This window comes from Candidatus Arsenophonus nilaparvatae, from assembly GCF_045346035.1.
Taxonomy (GTDB): Bacteria; Pseudomonadota; Gammaproteobacteria; order Enterobacterales; family Enterobacteriaceae; genus Arsenophonus; species Arsenophonus nilaparvatae.
Genome location: NZ_CP158507.1, coordinates 2,452,724 through 2,469,635 on the forward strand (window position 1 = coordinate 2,452,724; position 16,912 = coordinate 2,469,635).

Below are 16,912 nucleotides of genomic sequence, written 5' to 3' on the forward strand. Positions count from 1 at the left end.
CGACTAACGTTATTTTTTATAATAAATTTTATTATTATCAATTGATAGAAAAAGTAGGATTAACGCAATAATTAATCCATGAGTTAGTAATGTTGTCAACAAATCGGATGAAATTAAAGCATCTCTAAGCGGAACAACGACAACACATAGTACAAACCAAACTGGAACCCCTCTGGTAGCAATATAATCTAATATTTTTAAAATAAATCCTAAAATAACAGCATAAATCATAACACCAATTAATCCCAAATGCGCATATCCACTAGCAATAAACCCATTATTTGCATGAGAACCAGTTCCTTCATAATTCCCTATAAGCTCTGCTAGTGGCAGGCTATATGGATATTCGATAAAATGTGATAAAAAAGAGTTGCTCCAATATATAAAATGATTCTCTGCAAAAAAATCAAAATAATCATAGCTAAGTTTCGCAGGAACAAAAAATATCCTTCTGATAAACATAGAGGGCGTTAACATGTCATCAAAAAGAAGAAAAGAAAAATAAGATATAATAACAACTATAGTAAATCCAATAGGTAAAATTAATAATGTTTTAAAATTCTTAAAATAAAACCATATTGAAAAAATTAATATTGGTGTAAAAAAAACACTTTTTTGTCCAGATATACTATAGAAAAAAATTTCTATAAAAAACAAAATTATAAAAAAAGCAAAATTCTTTTTTAGCAATGCATAAGCCATTAAATATACAATAAATACTTTATAAACCCAGCCATTTATATAGGCCATAATACCAACGCTTGCTAATTTATTACTTAATTCTCGAAATTGGTAAACTTTAGTAAAGTCCAAGTTAAAATATTTATAAGCACCAGAAAAAAAATACCACCAAGTGACTAATAGAATAAAAAACAATGAAATTATGACAGCAATTTTATTACCATTCTTAATATAATAGGCTTTTATTCTATTCACTAATTTAATTTTCAAAATAAAATATATAATAAAAAAGCAAAAAATTGTTATTAGTAAAGGTTCAATATTTCTACTTGATAAACCATAGATACTTGTTAGAGGTATTATCAATGATAAAACAATTGTTATAAGAAAATAATTACTCGATTTATTTGAATAATAAGGAGTAAAAGGTAATACTATTAGTAATAACATCCATGACAGTAAATATTTTAAGATTGATATATTTAAATCAAAACCACGATATTCAAAATAACGACTAACAAATAAAATATAACTTATATCTAAGCTAATTTTAAAGATAAATAAACCAAAAATTAATGGTATACTTTTTTTACTAATTTTTAAATGCATATTATTTAATACCGAGGAAATTTGAATGTCTTTTTAAATAAAATTAACACTATTCCAATTAATCTTTTAGGATTGTTTGATACATGGCTTTTTTAGACACAGATTCAAACTCTGAATTATGCCAAAGTAAAGTGAAGCAACCCCCTACGGATCTACAATTTTCCTTGAGCTGTAATATCTTATCGGTTGACTCCGTGCCAATTTTCAATCCCATATTTGCTATCGAAATAACACTGCATTCCATAACTATCAACGGTCTTATTCGAATATCTAAAATACGTTTTGTTATTGGATTAAATGCCGGATATTCATAACATGTACCACAACGGAAACCTGCCCTATCAGCATAACCTAAAGTTGAATCATAGCTTAATTTGGCATCATTCCAGGCTTGTAAGGTTATAGGCTGCTGCCAACGCAAATAATGCATTCGCCCACCCCATTCTGCTTGCTGAATGCCTTCTTCATCACATAAATTCCTAAGTCGATTAAACTCTTGGGCAATCAGTTGTGGCTGGAGGTATGTATTATAACTAGGATGTAATCCAATTTCATGGCCTCTTGCATGTATTTGCCGTAGAAGTTTTCGGATAGCTGTGTCTTCAGGTTTATAGTCCGCATCATATACTGGATCAGTATGACCACAAATAAAGTAGAAAGCACTTTTTAAATTGTGCTTTTCTGAAACATCCATTATCCAATCAAAAGTATTAAAAATATCCATCGGATGGAGTTTATTTTTACCACTTAAATAAATAATTGGCGATTTTATTATACTCATAAAATCGTTTCTTTTTATCATATCGCCAGCAATCAATCGTGGAAGTTTTTTTAAACTAGCAAAACCATAACGGCTAGGACGATCAACATCATGAGAAACTTTAATACTAAATTGTTGTTTTTTTAGTTCTAATTGTGGCCAGATTCGTTTAATTACCTGACTTAAAATATATAGCCATTCATCAATAATAGGTCTTTCAAGATAATTATTTTTGTAAGCATGACAGTTTATTGCTGGGAAGCGGCCATGACTATCTAAATCTGTTCGACCAATTTCCTCAACACGATTAAGCATCCAGTAAACTAACCCTAGGATATCATAATAGATTTCAATATTACCTGAATGATCTCTAATTAATGGATTCTGTAAACCACTGACACCAGGTGCGGGAATCGGCAGGCCTAGTACATTATGCCAGCCTTCTCTCTTAGCATCCCATAAACAACAAGGAATATCAGAACGGGATTGAAAGAAAGATGCTATTAATCTCGGGAATAAAATATAATTCTGTGTTTGTCCTGCTAAACTGAGTTTTAACGCTTTATTTTGATAAGACAATATAAATTTATGCCCAAACCGCTCCTGTAAAATAAGACAAAGCCAATCGAGTGCTCTTGAAGTAAAACACATCATAATATTTTATTTTCCAAAATTTAACTACCCATATAATATGTAATTATTCATATTAAAAATAATCAAATCACTTTAAATAATCTAACTGTAATAAGTTGTTTAATAATTCTCTTCATTACACTATAAAAAAGTCTAAAATTTCTATGTTTTACTGATTTAATAAGTTGGGAGTAAATTATTTCAAAATTGTAAGTTTTATAGTTAGTTATTTGATTAACTTTTGATTTAAGAAGGGATTCTTTAAAACTAGCGCATTTTTCAAATTCAATAATAGAATTTTTTAAACTCATTTCAGTATGAGCATCTGAAGCAAAATATACAAATTTATTATATTTTTTTGCTAGCTCAGCTGCTTTATGATTCTTAATATCATCTATTCTTGAATTAAAAATCTCTATTAAATCAGAATATTTTGCAATTTTGTCAATGTTTATATGACCGACATAAGGGTGTGGGAAAAGTATCAATCCATTCTGTTTTTTTACCTCTGAAACAAAATTATCAAAATTCATATCTGTAATTTCAAAATCAATATCAAGCGCAATAACATCGCCGTATTCTGTTTTATACTCTGCTGCAATAATAATTTCTAATTCTATTTTATTTTTTTTTACATACTCTTTAAGTTCTAAAGAACCATTTATTGTATCATGATCTGTTAATACTAAAAAATTCAAGTCATTTTTTAAAGCAAAATTTATAATTTGTTTCATTGACAAAATAGAGTCATATGAATAATAAGAATGAAAGTGTATTAGTCCTCTATACATTTTTTCTCCTCATTAATTTTTTTTTCATAACTTGCTTTATAAAACTAAAAACTAAATCCAATGAAGGAAGAATATCTGTAAACCAAATATTACTTCTCACTTTTAAATTTAATGTATCTTTTAATATTGCAGGAATAGCTTTAGTATTATCAATGGCATGTAAAAAATCACCATTTAACGGCCAGTGATATCTAAATGGATATTTATAATTATTACTATATTCTATTTCATTTCCTAAATAAATATCGATGAGGGCTTTAGGAAAATTTACATTCGCCTCTAGAGATAAATCTGTTGATCCCCAAAATTTAGGATTTATTTCCATTAAAATAGGAATATTTGCAGCATTTAGTTTAAACTCTACCATTGCTACACCATGCCATTTTAATGTATCTAATAATAACTTACCATATTTTTCTACAAGATCATTTTTGTAACTTTCAGCACAGACACTTGCACCACCACTTACAGGATATTCTCTAATTCTTTTATGCTGAAAAGTCAAACAACATTTACCTCTATTGTATACAGCAAAAAAAGCACAACCAGATCCCGCTATATATTCCTGAAGCATCGGCAATCCATCAGCTTCAGAAATATTATTTTTTTTACATAAATATTTATACTTTATATTTAATTGTTCTTCATTAAATACATAATCAACGATATTACCGCCAACTTCGTATAATCCTTTTATTACACAAGGATAACTAATCTCTTTTTTTAAAGAATCTAACTGATCAAAATTTTTTGGATAAACAGTTTTAGGAATTGGCACTCCGACATGACTCGCTAAAGCATAAGTTGCCACTTTACTGAACGCTAAGTTTAAAGTTGCACTATCAACTGTGACAATTTCAATATTATTTTTTTTTAATTCACGTTTCCAAGGTACTATTTTTTTAAATGAATCTGTGCCAACTAAAATTAGTAATTCAATATTAAATTCATTAAGTTTCGATATAATTTCTTTCTGGGTATAATTTTTATCTACAATAATTTCCTGTCTACAATATCTAGATAAACCACATAATGACCATTTTTTATCACTAATAACATAAGGTTGAATACCAAGTTTTCCTAAAGCCCGAATAATACCCAATGAATGTTTATATTGAGAATTAGTTACTGCTATTCTTAATTCTTTATATTTATCCATGTGTAGACTCAAATTTTAAAATAATATTTCATAAAACTTTCAATTTTCCCTTAGCCATATATCTCAGTAAAAAACCATATAAAATGTAAATAATACTTATAATCATAGAATATCTTACTAAAAATACTTCAAATAACTCATTGTGGGAAATATAAATAATAGCCAAACTTGTTATTAACAATACAATATTAAATAACAAATATATATTCTGTTTTTCCATTACAGTATCAATTGGACTCACCGTCGATACAACAAATCTTATAAAAAATAAAGGACAAATCAATTTTGCATAATAGCCAGCCACTCTCCATTCTTCACCAAATACAAAAATAAATAATGGCTCTACTGTCAGATAAATAAAAACAAATAGTGGCATTCCTATAATTAGCAATTTCTTAACTGCACTATTAAATGATTTTATAGCTAAACCTGTTTCTTGTTTTTCTTGACTCGCTTGTTGAAAAAAAACCTGCCCTATCGAACTACCAATTAATGTTGAAGGCATTCCAAGTACACGTTGCACAAGAGAATAAAAACCTAAAGTAATTATATTAAATAAAGACGAAATTAAAATACTAATTAAATGCTGAGATAAGTTATTAAATAGAATCGCTAAAACTGAATATTTTGGAAATGTTATATAACGCTTGGCCAAAAAAATCATTTTATTTTTTGATATTTTTGCTACTAGCTTTTTATCCTTCAAAATATTTACCAATAACTTAGTATTGGCAAAAAAATTTGAAATTATTTGACCCGAAATTAATCCACTAGCGCCTGTTTTTACTAATCCAATACTCAATTGTATTACAGCTAAGAATATAGATTTGATAATAACCGCATTTTTTAAGTCTTTATAGTTTTTTCTTCGATTATTAAAATAATTTAATAAATTAAATAGTCCTATGAAAAATACAGATAACGGCACAAAATATAACCAGAAACCTATCTCTTCATTATCTAGCAATTCAGTGAAATAATCATTGAACCCAATTGCCAGCAACATAAAAAATAACGATAGTATACAGTTGATAATAAAACCTAAGGCAAATATATTTATCGCATCTTCATCTTTTTCAGGTAACATGATTGCCAGTTCATATCTGGCATTAGCAATACTCCCTAAAATAGCTATTATTGAAATAAAAAGTGCCAATACACCAAAGTCTTTTGGGGTATAAATTCTTGTTAGCAAAGGGCTTATTGCTATTGGTATTGCCTGTGCAATAGTTGTACCTGTCATTAAAGTTACTACATTGCGGGCAAATTCAGTTTGTGGCACTATTTTTCTGATCACAAAAAGAGCCCTTTTAACACCTGAATTATTTTATCCTGTGTACTTTCTGTCAAATATGGATGCATCGGTAAGCTGATTACTTTTTCTGCTATCGCATCACCAACAGATAATTCTACTGAATTATCTGCAACAGCAGGTTGTTTATTTAAAGGGATGGGATAATGAACTGCTGTAGGTATGCCTGCTGTTTTTAATTGAGTTTGTATTAACTCGCGGTTTTCCACTTGAATAGTATATTGTGCATAAGCACTGGTATTATATGTTTCAATATACGGAGTTGTTGTTATTCCTGCTTGATTTAACATAAAATCATAGCGTTTAGCGACTTGCTGGCGCAGTTGTATTTCTTCGGCAAAAATTTCTAACTTTGCTAATAATATCGCCGCTTGCAAAGTATCCAAACGACTATTAACACCAACCCGGATATGATGATAACGGCGATCCTGACCATGTCGCGCAATCTGTCTTATTACTAATGCTAATTGTTCATCATTAGTAAAAATTGCGCCACCATCACCATAGCAACCAAGCGGTTTACTTGGAAAAAAGCTGGTACAAGCAATTGTCGTTAAATTACAGGAATAGTTGCCTTTATAGGTCGCGCCAAAACTTTGTGCGGCATCTTCGATAATAGGAATATTATATTTGCTGGCAATCGTGTTAATCGCATCAAAATCTGCACATTGACCATAAAGTGATACCGGAATAATCGCTTTTGTTCTTGCCGTGATAGCAGCTTCAAGTTTTTGCGGATCTAAATTATAAGTTTTAGGACATACATCAACATATACTGGTCTAGCGCCTAACAGTGCCACTGTTTCAGCGGTTGCTATATAAGTAAATCCTGGAGTAATTACTTCATCACCAGGGCCAATACCAAAAGCCATTTGAGCAATCTGTAACGCATCAGTACCATTGGCCACACTGATGCAATATTTGGAGCCAACATAGTCTGCAAGTTTTTCTTCTAATTCGATAACTTCTGGTCCAAGAATATATTTACCATGAGATAATACACGTTGAATAGCCAGATTGATTTTATTTTTAATACGCGCTTGTTGGGTGTTCAAGTCAATAAATTGCATCATTTTTCTATTATCGCTTTTAATTTTTACTATCTGGTTTATGCTTTCACACGCTCAACTTTATTGTCTCTTAAGCGATATTTATTGCCAGTATGGGGACAAATTGTTTCCGCATCTCCATTCAATGGCAGTTCCAATTGCTCGCCAAATTCACTCATCCAACCAATCTGCTTAGCTGGTACACCAACCATTAACGCATAGTCAGACACATCTTTATTCACTACTGCTCCTGCACCAATAAATGCAAATTTTCCAATGGTTATCCCACAAATAATAGTGCAATTAGCCCCTAAGGTAGCGCCTTTTTTAATGAGTGTATTCTGATATTGATCTTTACGCTCAATCAGCGAGCGAGGATTATAAACATTGGTAAACACCATGCTAGGCCCACAAAATACGCCTTCTTCAAGGATGACATTATCATAAACAGATACATTATTTTGAATTTTACAATAATCTCCAATGATAACTCTATTACCAACAAAAACATTTTGCCCTAATGAAACATTTTCTCCGATAACCGCGCCACCACAGACATGCACAAAATGCCATACTCGAGTTCCATTGCCGATTTGCGCTCCTTCGTCAATAATAGCGCTGGGATGCTGATAATAGCTCATGATATTTACCATAATGATTATTTAATTAATATAGGCAGAAAAGGATGACCCTCTTTCGCTTTAGCCACAGTAGGTGATGTAGATCTTATCGTATTTACTGTTTCAATACAGTGGCGCGCATCATTCAAACCATAGCCACGTCCTGCTAATATCTCTTGATAACTAATGGTATGCAAATCAGTAAACCCTTTAGAAAACTCAATTTCCTCATCATCAATCGTAATTGAGCGATAAGTTGTTTGTTTGCCTTTAACTGCTTCAGGTAAATCTTTAGCATCTATAGATAAGAACCAACGAACTCGCGCTTTTTCATATTCGAGATAACCCGCTGCTTTTTGCTCATCGGTGTAATGCAATTTATTTTTTTCTAACTTACCAAATATAAAATGGAGCATATCAAAGAAATGTACTCCAATATTGGTTGCAACCCCAAATGATTTGCGGGGATCACCTTTCCAACTTTCCATATACCATTTGCCGCGGGAAGTAATATAAGTTAGAACAACATCATATTTATCGGCTCTGTTATTGTGAGCCACTTTTTCTTTTAGTGCTAAAATTGCCTGATGATGTCGCAATTGCAGAATATTATAAACTTTTTTACCCGTCTCTTTTTCAACTAAAGCCAGTTCATCCAACTGCTCAAGTGTTGGAACTAAGGGTTTTTCACAAACAACATCACAACCAAGACGTAAACCGGCTGTTATATGGGAAAGGTGTAAATAGTTTGGCGAACATATCGCTACATAGTCTAATTTTGTAGCTGAGTTACGCTGTAAACGATGGGCATAATCATAAAAACGCTCAAATTCAGTAAAAAACTCGCTTTGTGGAGATATACTATCAATAATCCCAACCGAGTCATTGATGTCATAAGCAACAGTTAATTCATTATTAGTTTCTGTAATTGCTTTCATATGACGAGGCGCGATATAGCCTGCTGCGCCAATTAAAACAAATTTTTTCATAATATTTAATCCATTAACTTAAAATTAATATAGTGATATTACGCTTTAACTATATTTTTTGCGGGTTCTCGATAAATCCCACGAGTATCAATGAGTAACTTTGCATGAATTTTAATAAGTGGATAGTCAAATTTATCATGATCAGTTGTTAAGACAAGGGCATCAAATGAATCGATACTTTCTGCTGTAAGGTCTTCACTGGTTAAATCGAAATGATGCTCGCGCATATGAGGAAATTTTGGTACATGAGGATCGCTATAAGAAACGATAGCACCTTTTTGTTGAATAATCTCCATTAATTCCACTGCTGGGGACTCTCTCATGTCATCAACATTTTTCTTATAAGCAATACCTAATAATAAGATTCTACTATCTTTTAATGCCTTACCTTGTTTATTTAGGCCATCAATCAATTTATTCAAAACATATTCAGGCATAGCTCGGTTAATTTCACCTGATAATTCTATGAATCGAGTATTAACACCATATTCTCGTGCTTTCCAGGTTAAATAGAATGGATCGATAGGAATACAATGTCCACCTAATCCAGGCCCTGGATAATAGGGTGTAAATCCAAATGGTTTTGTTGCTGCGGCTTGGATAACTTCAAAAATATCAATATCCATTTTATCTGCCACGATTTTCATTTCATTAACCAAACCAATATTAACGGCACGATGAATATTTTCCAATAACTTAGTCATCTCAGCAGCTTTCATTGAGCTCACTGGTACTACCTTATCTATTGCTTGACCGTAAATTGATTGACCAATTTTCAGACATGCTTCAGTACATCCACCAATTACTTTAGGGATGGTTCTGGTTTCAAAATTAGGATTACCCGGATCTTCACGTTCAGGAGAATAGACAAGAAATATATCTTTTCCAACTTTAAAACCTTTTTCTTCAATTCTTGGTAATAATTCTTCTTCAGTTGTACCTGGATAAGTTGTACTTTCCAAAGATAATAACTGTCCTTTACGTAAGAAAGGTTGAATTTTCTCCATTGTATTAACAATAAAGCTAATGTCAGGTTCTCGATATTTATTTAATGGGGTAGGGACACAAAGAATAATAACGTCACATTCAGTAATATAAGAAAAATCCGTTGTAGCTTTAAAGTTATGTTGTAAAGCAGAATGGATTCTTTCTGAAGAAATATGTTCGATATAACTTTCACCGTTATTTAGTTGAGTTACTTTAGTATTATCAATATCGAACCCGATTACTTTATAACCAATTTCATTGTATCTAAGCATTAAAGGTAAACCAACATAGCCAAGGCCTACAATGGCAATAATGGCGGATAAATTATCAATTTTTTTTTCTAAATTACTAACTGTTGACATGTCTAATCCTAAAACTTTTATTTGTAAGTAAAATCTTAAATAATATTTATATATAAACTACAAACATTTGTTCATAGTTTTAACAGTTATTTAATAAATGTTTTTTAGCAACGATACATCAATGTAATTAATCATACTAATAAGCTTAAACATCAGCAGATGATTCCAATTGAATATCACTAAGCATCAATAAATATGCCCATTAGCAAAATTGCAATATCCATAGCCACAAGATCGCAAACACATTTACACTCATTCAATAGAAAATTATTTTGCATAATTAGTAATTAAGTATTTTTTATTGAATAACATAGTTGGCTTTCATGTCGTTTATCATTTTTTATTGGCACTTCAAAAATAGTCAATAACTGAACTATAATCAGCAAACTCTTATCGAATAAATAATAATTCAAGATTACTAAGATTCTGTATAAAAATAATTACTTATTAAAAAATTTACTTTTCATAAATAATACAAATAATTATTTATGAAAAGTCATCTAAAATAAATAACATTATACATACAAAAAAAATACAACTAACGTAATTATTAAAATAGAGTATTAATAGCGGTATAAAAAAGACACGCTACCGCCCCAGGCTTAATAGCTACCTCTACACTAACTAAGAATGATAAAATTTGCGCGGATTATAAATCTTTTACATTCAAACAACAATATTTGTACGATAAATGTTGTTACAAAAAAATATATAATTTTGATAAAAATAAAAAAATACTTAACTATTATACAGATAAACTTTACTCAAAAAATTTTTATTTTTGAGATAATAGTCAGATTTTATAAAAAATATAAAAAACAATAAGTTGACTTAATATTAAACAATTCTATAAAATATCTTAACTAATAATTTCATTTATAACCCAAACCATATCCATAAGGATAGAGGATGCGGTCGAAATCGGGTGTTTTGATATCAACCGGCAATTTACCGGTCGGTGAATTCATTAAGCGCTTATCGGGGGTGAGAAATAGGGTTCTTAGTCCACTACCTATGTTAGCTTCTAAATTATTTCTATTATTATCAGTCGCATCAAAACCGGTAATACCATAAATGGCAATATTGGCTTTCACGCCTTGCAAATAAGCAATATCATAAGGATTGCTGGTCGATATGACTACCACTGGGATAGCATTACGATTGGCAACATTGAGTATCCGCTGGGCATTAATGGGCGCTTTTTTTAGATTATAGGTGGCTAGAATAATAAGATCTGTATGTTGAATTTCTGCAGTTAATTGATTTTCCGATCTATCATCCGCCATCATTGTAACTACATCATCTTGGGTAGTAATAGCAATGTTTAACTCATTCGCTATCATCTGTAAATGCTTTTTAATTAATTGATTACGGGCTTTTTCATCTGAAAAAATAACAATTTTATTATCATTTTTTAATTGAAACGGCAGTAGGTTACTGTTTTTTATTAGTGTGATCGCATTGTCAGCCACCATATTCTCAATATCTTTATCTATTTTTGCTGCGACAATTTGTTGCGCTTGCTGGGCAGACTTATCTTCTGCTGAAATTCTATTTTTCAACTTGCTAAGTACGACCCGATAAGCTGATTCGTCAATCCGACGTTTTAATTCAGCATCGTTTTCCGCTTCAGTTTTTAGATAGTGATAGAGCTGTTCTAGTTTAGTAATATCCTCAATATCGCGAATTTTTAATGGCATTAAAATAATGTCATTACCGGCCAATATTGCCTGTTTAACTGCCCACCGACTATCAAAGTTATTGGCAATAGCCCCCATATCCATCGCATCGGTGATCACTAAACCGCGAAAATTAAGGTTATTACGTAATAACCCAGTCAAGATTGGCTTAGAAAGCGTTGCTGGCACACCGGTTAGTCGATTATCTATGGTAGTCAGTTTATGATTATCTAATGCAGGCATCACGATATGGGCTGTGATGATTGCATCTGCATTTCGCATGGTATGCATGAATGGGAGTAACTCAAATTTGCGCCATTGTTGCTGATTAATATTAATTGTTGGCAAGGATAAATGGCTATCAGCAGTCACGTTTCCATGACCGGGAAAATGTTTAATTGCTGTTAAAACACTATATCGATGAATTCCTTGAATATAACTGTTGGCCATTTCAGCCACCAGCTGTGGCCTGTCTGAATAAGAACGTACACCAATGATAGGATTAGCTTGGTTATTATTGATATCAACCACTGGCGCAAAATTAAAATTAAAGCCTAAATGGGTAAGTTCATAACCATGGATCATGCCAACCAATTCACTCAGCTGTTTAGAACGCGTTGCACCTAATGCCATATTACCTGGCATCTCAGTACCATCTCGTAATCGCGTGACATAGCCACCTTCCTGGTCAACGCTAATAAATAATGGTAAGTTGCTGCGAGCCTGTTGCAGCGCATTAATCAGGTTTACGGTTTGTGGCGAATCGATTAAATTATCTCTAAATAAGATCACCGAACCTAAATGATAATGGTGAATAATATTGGCGATTGCTGGATTGAGTTTGGTCATCGCCATAGCATTTTTTTTTGCGTCAATCCCCCAATGACGAAACCCCAACATTAACATTTGCCCCAGTTTTTCTTCAAAACTCATGTGACTAACTAGTTGTTTAGCTTCTTCCTTTGGTGATTGCCATAGATCAGCCAATTGTTGATGGGTAATCACTTTCGCAGAACAAAAAAAACTTAACATACACAATGATAAAGCCATTTTATTCATTTTTATTCCTACATTGATCCACCAATAAACCGTTAGTCACCCAATGTTAAATATTTGGGGTAAAATATGCTGATGCTAACACGCTTCTCTAAGCAACATATATTTTAACAAAAAAACCTCACTTTAATACTAAGTAAGGTTTGTTATTTTTCATGCCATATTCTCTGATTTTTTTATTTTCAATCCTAAAATATAAAAAATATTCTGTCGATTATTTATTTATTTTATATTTTGGAATAATTAATGGTTTACCCGATTCAGGATCTGAAATAATACGGCATGGCAAACCAAATACATTTTTAATATTCTGTTCAGTAATAATTTTTTCAGGTTTTCCTTCAGCATAGATTTGCCCCTCTTTCATCATAATTAGACGCGAGGCATAACGTAAAGCCAGGTTAATGTCATGCAGCACCAACACTAACGTTTTCCCTTGCTGATGCAAACGTTGACAAAGATCAAGCATTTCAATTTGATGGGCTATATCTAAATAGGTTGTTGGTTCATCTAATAAAATGATGGGCGTTTGTTGAGCGAGTGTCATCGCAAACCAGACTCGCTGACGCTGACCGCCTGATAATTCACTGACTAATTTTTGCGCCATAGGCCAAAGATCTACCGCCTTTAGTGCATCATGTACCGCCCGTTCATCTTCTGCTGACCACTGTAATAAAAAAGATTGATAAGGATAACGTCCGCGTGAAACAAGTTCGTAGATAGTCAATGGTTCAGTGATAACAGCGCCTTGTGCTAATAATGAGAGCTGCCGAGCAACCCATTTAGGTTTAGCATGGAGAACATCATTACCATCTAAACAAATTTCACCAGACTGCGGCTGCATAATACGACTAAAGGTTTTTAATAAGGTTGATTTACCACAGCCGTTAGGTCCAATAATGACACTAAATTCGTTATCATAAATAGCTATATTTACATCTTTGATAATGCTTTTTTTGCCATATCCAACAGAGACATCATGGGCTGTCAGCCGTGAAGCAACAAAGGGAGAATGAGTAGATGATACCATTAGCCTATTCTCCTAAATTCCATATACAATAAGTACATTAAATAAATCCCACCAATGACTGCCGTGACTAAACCTACCGTTAAACGCCCAGGCGTGGGCAATATTAGAGTAATAAAATCAGCACTCAACATTAATAAAGCGCCAACTAGCATAGAACAAAATAGTGCTACACCTTTATGCAAAATGAGTCGCCGGGCAATTTGCGGTGCCGCTAGCGCAACAAAAGCAACCGGCCCAACAACCAATACTGATAAGGTGGCAAAAATAATCGCTAATAATATGCTGATAATTTGCACCAACCGAACAGGAACACCAAGTGTAATAGCGATATCATTACCTAAACTGATATAGTTCAATTGCTTACCCAACCAAAACAGAATTGGCATAAAAACCAACATACTACTGATCAGCATAACATCCTGCCAACCCCGATTAGCCAAACTGCCACTTAACAGTGACCGAATTTGTTGCGCCTGCTCAATACGCGTATTCGAAATAGCAAAATCAACTAACGCCATACATAAAGCAGCTACAGCAATACCTGAGAGCACAATTTTAGCCGTCTGTATTTCGCCATTTACGGCGCCATTAGCAACATAAACCAATAATACCGCAACAACAGCCCCTATTAACGCTCCAACAGGAATAGGTAAAACACCAGGCCAGAATAGTAACGCCACCATAATGCCAACCGCTGCTCCGGCATTAATACCAATAATATCTGGACTGCCTAATGCATTACGCGTAGTGATCTGAAAAAGTGCGCCTGAAAGCGCCAGCGTCATACCCGCACCGATAGCAACTAATGCTCTAGGTAAACGGATCTGTAATAGAATAAATTGCTGATAGCGGGTGTTCATCTCTAACCAAGGGTTATCTATCCCTTCCCGTCCAAACGCTAAAATCAGATATAAAAATAAAACTAACAAAAGAAATAAGAATAATATTCTACTGGACGTCTGCCATGAAGGAGCAATAAATCGTATATTTCCTATGCCAAATGTTTTAGTGCCCGTTTGATTAGCTGACAATTCGATCTGCATCATACTTTATTCTGCCATCCTGCTATCAGTTGGTTTTTTGGCTACCCAATAAAGCAAAGGCGCACCAACTACCGCGGTAATAGTACCAACCATTACTTCTTCTGGCGCAATGACTAGTCGTGCTATCACATCAGATATTAATAACAAACATGAGCCGGCTAACATGCTATAAGGCAATAACCAACGAAAATCACTACCTATCCAGGCTCGCATTAAATGTGGCGCCACTAAACCTATAAAAGCAATCGGCCCAGCCATTGCGGTTGCAACAGCCGCCAGCATGCTAACACTTAATAGCGACAATAGACGGGTACGCGCGACATTACCCCCCAGAGAATGCACAATGCCGTCACCAAAGACCATAATATTTAATGCTGCACTCAGTGAAAATGTTAAGATAATAGCCACTAATAAATAAGGGATTAACCAACCAGCCTCTGTTAACGATACTGCATTTAAAGCGCCCATGATCCAAAAACGATAACTATCCATCGCTTGTGGGTTGATTAGAACAATGCCTTGCACTACCGCCAATAAACAAGCATTGATAGCGACGCCGGTTAAAATTAGCCTTACCGGGTTAGTATTAAGGCGACTACCACTCATAAAATAAAACAGTAAAGTGGATAAACTAGCGCCAACAAAAGCTGCCCAAAAATGAGAGACATTAGTTAATACTGGCACTAAAGAGCAAAAAACCACCGCCGCTGCTGCACCGGCATTGATGCCTAATAAACCAGGATCGCCAAGCGGATTACGCAGCAATCCTTGCGTCACTGCGCCTGCTAACGCTAACGCTGCCCCCGCCATTAATCCAATAAAGGTACGGGACTCTCGTGCCTCAATGATTAAATCATAATAATTAACTTGACTATTAAACCAATAATGTTGCCAAACTGCTGATAACGGTACGGGTTTTGAACCAAAACTTAAACTGGCCAGAATACAAAGGCAGGTCAATAGCAACATTAATATTAATCCCAATACCCGGGAAATACGCCGCTTAGGATTTATCATGCTTGGCTAACTCCTGCTGCAGTAATGACATAAATTTTGGTAATCCCCAACTTAAACTGAGTGGCGAGCCATACGACATAGACATGACTAGCGCTTGATCCGTTAATGGAATATAAACGCCCTGACGAACTGCCCATATCGATTGAAATAGCGGCTGAGATTCGGTTTGTTGTCGCTCTTTTTCGCTGTTATACCAGGTCAACAAAATATCAGCATCATTCAGTAAATCAGCATTTTCCAAACCAATGTTGACAGCAAAACTACCAAAAGGAGCCGTGACGGTTTTTGCCAATGGCAATAATGACAAACCAATATGAACCAATGTATCTACCCGTGGATCATTTTTTACATAAATGGATAAACTATTCGCAGTCGTCCCAGCCTTAATATAAGCAAATTGATAGTTTTGTATATTAGGGATGCGATGACCGGCTGCGACTAACATCGCATCAAGTTCAGCGCTCAATTTTTTTCCCTGCGGTTGTTTATCTAATGCATTAGCAATTAATTTAATTTGCTGTTGCGGTGTTGTCTGCCAGGGTTTATCTGGATATGCCACCACCGGAGCAAAATAAGATAACGCATTAAAATCCGCTTGGGTGATACCTGATTGGGTTGCCAGAATTAAATCAGGTTTTAATTTAATAATTTTTTCTATATCCAATTCTGGATACATTTCAATGATAACCGGTAACCTGGCGCCACGCCGTTCAATTTCTTCCTTAAACCAGGGTAAATATCCTTGTCTATCGCCACCCCAATAATGTGACTCAATCGCAATAGGCACGATCCCAAGGGCTAATAAGATATCCTCACTACCGTTTCCCAATGCTACAATCCGTCGCGGTGATTGGTCAATTTCCGCTTTGCCAAGTGCGGTAATGATAGTTTTAGGATAACCGATAGTCTCTGACGCTAAATTGCTTACTACTGGCGGTCTATCACAAGCTGTTAATAAAATTATCATTAATACCAATGGTACTGTGAACCCCATTTTATAAAATATTAACCGTTGTCGCAGCAGTACCATTATTAATAACCTTTAAATCTATTATTTAATTAAAACTGATAATTGAGTGTTGCTTCAATATTACGAGGGGCGCCATAGTAATATTATTTATAATCACCCAATTGC

The 16,912-nt window shown here is 33.7% G+C and carries 14 protein-coding genes; all 14 read right to left on the reverse strand.

All coding sequences use genetic code 11. The features are described 5' to 3' along the window. Nucleotides 1-9 precede the first annotated feature (9 nt). The 14 genes from WH390_RS11535 to WH390_RS11600 all read right to left on the reverse strand — a co-directional run bounded on the left by WH390_RS11535 (nt 10) and on the right by WH390_RS11600 (nt 16,807). On the reverse strand, nt 10-1,290 hold the full coding sequence (locus WH390_RS11535) for a hypothetical protein (protein ID WP_032116125.1): 1,281 nt from the start codon (nt 1,288-1,290) through the stop codon (nt 10-12). A gap of 58 nt (nt 1,291-1,348) precedes the next feature. Next, nucleotides 1,349-2,704 carry a polysaccharide deacetylase family protein gene (locus WH390_RS11540; protein WP_032116124.1) on the reverse strand — a complete coding sequence of 452 codons (1,356 nt, stop codon included), beginning with the start codon at nt 2,702-2,704 and terminating at the stop codon, nt 1,349-1,351. Nucleotides 2,705-2,766: 62 nt separating this feature from the next. Then, a complete protein-coding gene (locus WH390_RS11545; RefSeq protein WP_032116123.1) occupies nt 2,767-3,474 on the reverse strand; it encodes a PHP domain-containing protein in 708 nt (235 codons plus the stop codon). Continuing rightward, entirely contained in the window at nt 3,467-4,633 is a 1,167-nt protein-coding gene (locus WH390_RS11550; protein ID WP_052044934.1) for an ATP-grasp domain-containing protein, read from the reverse strand. Before WH390_RS11550 ends, WH390_RS11545 begins: the two co-directional genes overlap by 8 nt. Nucleotides 4,634-4,661: 28 nt before the next feature. Then, on the reverse strand, nt 4,662-5,915 hold the full coding sequence (locus WH390_RS11555; RefSeq protein ID WP_148305590.1) for a lipopolysaccharide biosynthesis protein: 1,254 nt from the start codon (nt 5,913-5,915) through the stop codon (nt 4,662-4,664). Between the two features lie 11 nt (nt 5,916-5,926). Then, nucleotides 5,927-7,018, reverse strand: a complete 1,092-nt coding sequence (locus WH390_RS11560; protein ID WP_032116121.1) for a DegT/DnrJ/EryC1/StrS aminotransferase family protein — start codon at nt 7,016-7,018, stop codon at nt 5,927-5,929. A gap of 35 nt (nt 7,019-7,053) precedes the next feature. Continuing rightward, entirely contained in the window at nt 7,054-7,635 is a 582-nt protein-coding gene (locus WH390_RS11565) for an acyltransferase (protein WP_032116120.1), read from the reverse strand. 17 nt (nt 7,636-7,652) lie between these two features. Further along, nucleotides 7,653-8,603, reverse strand: coding sequence for a Gfo/Idh/MocA family protein (locus WH390_RS11570; protein WP_032116119.1), 951 nt, complete (start codon nt 8,601-8,603; stop codon nt 7,653-7,655). A gap of 38 nt (nt 8,604-8,641) precedes the next feature. Further along, nucleotides 8,642-9,952, reverse strand: a complete 1,311-nt coding sequence (locus WH390_RS11575; RefSeq protein WP_032116118.1) for a nucleotide sugar dehydrogenase — start codon at nt 9,950-9,952, stop codon at nt 8,642-8,644. A gap of 872 nt (nt 9,953-10,824) precedes the next feature. After that, complete coding sequence (locus tag WH390_RS11580) at nt 10,825-12,690, reverse strand: glycoside hydrolase family 3 protein (RefSeq protein ID WP_032116117.1); 1,866 nt, start codon at nt 12,688-12,690, stop codon at nt 10,825-10,827. A 211-nt stretch (nt 12,691-12,901) separates the two neighbouring features. Then, nucleotides 12,902-13,717, reverse strand: a complete 816-nt coding sequence (locus tag WH390_RS11585) for an ABC transporter ATP-binding protein (protein WP_032116116.1) — start codon at nt 13,715-13,717, stop codon at nt 12,902-12,904. After that, on the reverse strand, nt 13,717-14,763 hold the full coding sequence (locus tag WH390_RS11590) for an iron chelate uptake ABC transporter family permease subunit (protein WP_032116115.1): 1,047 nt from the start codon (nt 14,761-14,763) through the stop codon (nt 13,717-13,719). The genes WH390_RS11585 and WH390_RS11590 overlap by 1 nt, the downstream gene beginning before the upstream one ends. Nucleotides 14,764-14,766: 3 nt before the next feature. Beyond that, nucleotides 14,767-15,777 (reverse strand): iron ABC transporter permease, encoded by a 1,011-nt coding sequence (locus WH390_RS11595; RefSeq protein ID WP_032116114.1) that lies wholly within the window; start codon nt 15,775-15,777, stop codon nt 14,767-14,769. Beyond that, nucleotides 15,764-16,807, reverse strand: coding sequence for an iron-siderophore ABC transporter substrate-binding protein (locus WH390_RS11600; protein ID WP_032116113.1), 1,044 nt, complete (start codon nt 16,805-16,807; stop codon nt 15,764-15,766). The genes WH390_RS11595 and WH390_RS11600 overlap by 14 nt, the downstream gene beginning before the upstream one ends. Nucleotides 16,808-16,912: the final 105 nt, after the last annotated feature.